Annotated in this window: 4 protein-coding genes; all 4 read right to left on the bottom strand. The window is 43.4% G+C overall.

Annotation, left to right across the window (positions count from 1 at the left end; translation table 11 throughout):
* Positions 1-1142: elongation factor Tu (gene tuf / locus L652_RS0116935; protein ID WP_024597280.1), on the bottom strand; the 1142-nt coding region annotated here is incomplete at its 3' end.
* Positions 1143-1204: 62 nt separating this feature from the next.
* On the bottom strand, positions 1205-3319 hold the full coding sequence (fusA, locus tag L652_RS0116930) for an elongation factor G (RefSeq protein WP_002958887.1): 2115 nt from the start codon (positions 3317-3319) through the stop codon (positions 1205-1207).
* Positions 3320-3346: 27 nt separating this feature from the next.
* On the bottom strand, positions 3347-3817 hold the full coding sequence (rpsG, locus tag L652_RS0116925; RefSeq protein WP_010555004.1) for a 30S ribosomal protein S7: 471 nt from the start codon (positions 3815-3817) through the stop codon (positions 3347-3349).
* Between the two features lie 97 nt (positions 3818-3914).
* The gene (gene rpsL, locus L652_RS0116920; RefSeq protein ID WP_002958885.1) at positions 3915-4289 is read right to left on the bottom strand and encodes a 30S ribosomal protein S12; all 375 of its coding nucleotides are present in this window, start codon (positions 4287-4289) and stop codon (positions 3915-3917) included.
* Positions 4290-4600: the final 311 nt, after the last annotated feature.

Below are 4600 nucleotides of genomic sequence, written 5' to 3'. Positions count from 1 at the left end.
CCACCTTCACGGATAGCAAAACGAAGACCTTCATCCATCGCGATTGGTGCGATTAGAGTTACTGTCATCTTGATGTTATCACCAGGCATTACCATTTCTACGCCTTCTGGTAACTGTACGTCACCAGTTACGTCAGTTGTACGGAAGTAGAACTGTGGACGGTAACCTTTGAAGAATGGAGTATGACGACCACCTTCATCTTTAGAAAGTACGTATACTTCTGAAGTGAATGTAGTATGTGGGTTGATTGAACCAGGCTTAGCTAGTACTTGACCACGTTCAACGTCTTCACGCTTAGTACCACGTAGAAGTGCGCCGATGTTTTCGCCAGCACGACCTTCGTCAAGAAGCTTACGGAACATTTCAACACCAGTACAAGTAGAACGAGTTGTATCATTGATACCAACAATTTCTACTTCGTCATTGATGCGGATGATACCAGCTTCAACACGACCAGTTACAACTGTACCACGACCCTGGATTGAGAAAACGTCTTCGATAGGCATGATGAATGGCTTATCGATGTCACGCTCTGGCTCTGGGATGTAAGAATCAAGTGCGTTTGCAAGCTCAACAATCTTATCTTCCCACTCTTTCTCGCCTTCTAACGCTTTAAGCGCAGAACCCGCGATTAGAGGTAAGTCATCACCTGGGAAATCGTATTCTGAAAGAAGTTCACGAACTTCCATTTCTACTAGTTCAAGTAGCTCTTCGTCATCAACCATGTCACATTTGTTCATGAACACGATGATGTAAGGAACACCAACTTGACGAGAAAGAAGGATGTGCTCACGCGTTTGTGGCATAGGGCCATCTGTCGCAGCAACTACTAAGATCGCGCCGTCCATTTGAGCAGCACCAGTGATCATGTTTTTAACATAATCGGCGTGACCAGGACAATCTACGTGTGCGTAGTGACGTGTAGGTGTATCGTATTCAACGTGAGACGTTGAAATAGTGATACCACGTTCGCGCTCTTCTGGAGCGTTATCGATTGATGCGAAATCTTTAGCAACACCGCCGTATACTTTTGCAAGTACGTTAGTGATTGCTGCAGTTAGTGTAGTTTTACCGTGGTCAACGTGGCCGATTGTACCAACGTTTACGTGCGGTTTTACGCGTTCAAACTTTTCTTTTGCCATCTTAAAAAATTCCTAATAAAGAAATTAAAGCCTGACTCACTATTGAGCCAGACAAGCTAAAATTATATAACAGCGCGAGCTGAAATTATTGTATCTGCGACATTTTTAGAGGCTTCAGCGTACTTCACAAACTCCATAGAGTATGAGGCACGGCCCTGTGTTGCAGATCGTAAAGCAGTTGCATAACCAAACATTTCAGAAAGAGGAACTTGCGCATTAATTTGCTTAAGTCCACCTAGTGCATCTTCCATGCCTTCGATTATGCCGCGGCGACGGTTTAAGTCGCCAACTACATCACCCATATTTGAATCAGGAGTGAGTACTTCAACCTTCATTACTGGCTCTAAAAGTACAGGGTTAGCTTCAAGCGCCCCGTTTTTCATTGCCAGTGAACCTGCTATTTTAAATGCCATTTCATTCGAATCTACATCATGGAATGAACCATCATATAAAGTCGCTTTAACGCCAAGTAATGGGTAGCCTGCCAGTACACCTTGAGACATTTGCTCTTGGATACCTTTGTCTACCGCAGGAACGAATTCTTTAGGAACTGAACCACCTACGGTTTCGTTAACGAACTCGTAAATTGGTGACTCATCATCCGTAATATCCATCGGTTCAAGTTTAATCCAAACGTGTCCATATTGGCCACGACCACCTGACTGACGTATAAACTTCCCTTCAACCTTAACAGTTGAACGAATAGCTTCTCGGTATGAGACCTGCGGCTTACCAACGTTACATTCAACACTGAATTCACGTTTCATACGGTCGACGATGATATCTAGGTGAAGTTCACCCATGCCAGAGATTATAACCTGGCCTGATTCTTCGTCAGTTTGTACGCGAAAAGAAGGATCTTCAGCAGCTAGTTTACCTAGTGCGATACCCATCTTATCTTGGTCAGCTATAGTGCGGGGCTCAACCGCAATAGAGATTACTGGTTCTGGGAATTCCATACGCTCAAGCGTAATAATAGAATTCGGATCACACAGTGTTTCACCTGTTGTTACGTCTTTAAGACCAATAGCTGCCGCGATGTCGCCTGCGAAAACTTCTTTGATCTCTTCACGAGAGTTTGAATGCATCTGTACGATACGGCCAAGTCGCTCACGCTTACTTTTTACTGGATTATATACCGTGTCACCCTGTTTAACAGTACCAGAGTAAACACGGAAAAAGGTCAAGGTTCCAACGAACGGGTCTGTTGCAATCTTAAATGCGAGTGCAGCAAACGGCGCTTTATCATTAGCTGGACGTTCTTCCTCAGTACCATTTTCTAAGATACCTTGGATTTGTTTCACTTGCTCTGGTGACGGCATATATTCAACAACGCCATCAAGCACAGCTTGAACGCCTTTGTTTTTAAATGCGCTACCACAAGTAACTGGAACAATCTCATTTGCTAATGTTCGTTGGCGTAAAGCATTTTTAATTTCTGCTTCACTTAACTCTTCACCTTCTAAGTATTTATCCATTAGTTCTTCTGTTGCTTCAGCAGCGCTTTCAACTAAATGAGCGCGCCATTCTTCAGCTAATTCCAGAAGTTCTGCCGGTATTGCCTCATAAGAGAAAGTCATACCCTGGTCCGCTTCGTTCCAGTTAATCACTTTCATTTTTATAAGGTCAATAACACCTTTAAAGTCGTCCTCAGCGCCTACAGGCAACTGAATTGGAACAGGCGTTGCTCCAAGACGAGATTTCACCTGGCTGACCACTGCTAAGAAGTCTGCGCCCGTGCGATCCATTTTATTTACGAAGATCATTCTCGGAACTTCGTATTTGTTCGCTTGACGCCAAACTGTCTCAGTTTGTGGCTGTACACCAGATGAAGCACAAAGAACAACTACCGCACCATCAAGTACGCGTAAAGAACGCTCTACTTCGATAGTGAAATCTACGTGTCCTGGAGTATCAATAATATTGATACGATGGGCGTCAAATTGAGCGTCCATCCCTTTCCAAAAACACGTTGTTGCAGCAGAAGTGATTGTGATACCACGCTCTTGTTCCTGCTCCATCCAATCCATAGTTGCAGCGCCATCATGTACTTCACCGATCTTATGAGAAAGACCTGTGTAGAACAGAACACGTTCTGTTGTGGTGGTTTTGCCTGCATCTACGTGAGCAACAATACCTATATTACGATAGCGCTCAAGTGGAGTTGTACGTGCCATATGATCCTCTTAAAGGTTAAAGACAGATTACCAACGGTAATGAGCGAATGCTTTATTCGCTTCAGCCATACGGTGAACGTCTTCACGTTTCTTAACCGCAGTGCCTTTATTATCAGAAGCGTCAACGATTTCTTGAGCTAAACGTAAGCCCATAGATTTTTCGCCACGCTTACGTGCAGCGTCTACTAACCAACGCATACCTAATGCGTTACGACGAACTGGACGTACTTCAACTGGTACTTGATAAGTTGAACCACCAACACGGCGAGATTTAACCTCTACCTGTGGACGGATGTTATCAAGTGCAGTTTCAAAGATTTCTAGGTGCGACTTGCCTGATTTCTCAGCAGCCACGTCTAGCGCACCATAAACTATTTTTTCAGCAGTAGATTTCTTGCCGTCTAACATCACGATGTTAACGAATTTAGCAAGAAGTTCCGATCCGAACTTAGGATCTGGAAGAATTTTACGTTGACCGATTACGCGTCTTCTAGGCATTTTGTATCTCCGGTTTATTCAGGTTTGCTCTTTCGAGTCAATCACCCAAAACAATAATTATAAATATTTAGTGCTTGGCCTTACTAACGGAATACAATTACCCTTTAGGGCGTTTTGCACCGTATTTAGAACGAGCTTGACGACGATCGCTAACGCCTGCACAGTCAAGTGCACCACGAACAGTGTGAAAACGCACACCTGGTAAATCTTTAACACGACCACCACGGATTAGGATTACACTATGCTCTTGAAGGTTATGACCTTCACCGCCAATGTATGAAGTTACTTCGAAACCGTTAGTTAAACGTACACGTGCTACTTTACGTAACGCCGAGTTTGGTTTCTTAGGTGTAGTTGTATATACGCGAGTACATACACCGCGCTTTTGCGGACACGCTTTTAGTGCAGCTGAGTTACTTTTCGTAACCTTGCTACGGCGTGGCTTACGCACTAGCTGGTTAATAGTTGCCATTTAAATAGCTCCTGAAATTAAAATTACTACTGAAAAAAATAAAAAAATCCGCCCTTTATTTACGAGCCTGCATTAAGCACACAAGTAAATGGGTGGCGGAATTTTAATGAGCAAAGTTTAACCTGTCAACCTAAACTAATCGTAAGACAGCATATAACTGCCTTACGATCACTTAATCTATTGATTAAGAACAGTTTATTGATTTCCAGACAAATCAGCATTTAGAGCGTCTGTAAGTGCTTGAGTCGCCTCTTCTGCACTTACTGTTTGCTCTTCTACTACTACTTTGCTTTGTTTACGGCGAGCCATAC

It is taken from the genome of Pseudoalteromonas sp. TB25, from assembly GCF_000497995.1.
In the GTDB taxonomy this organism is placed as follows: domain Bacteria; phylum Pseudomonadota; class Gammaproteobacteria; order Enterobacterales; family Alteromonadaceae; genus Pseudoalteromonas; species Pseudoalteromonas distincta.
This window is presented reverse-complemented; position numbering and strand designations above follow the sequence as displayed.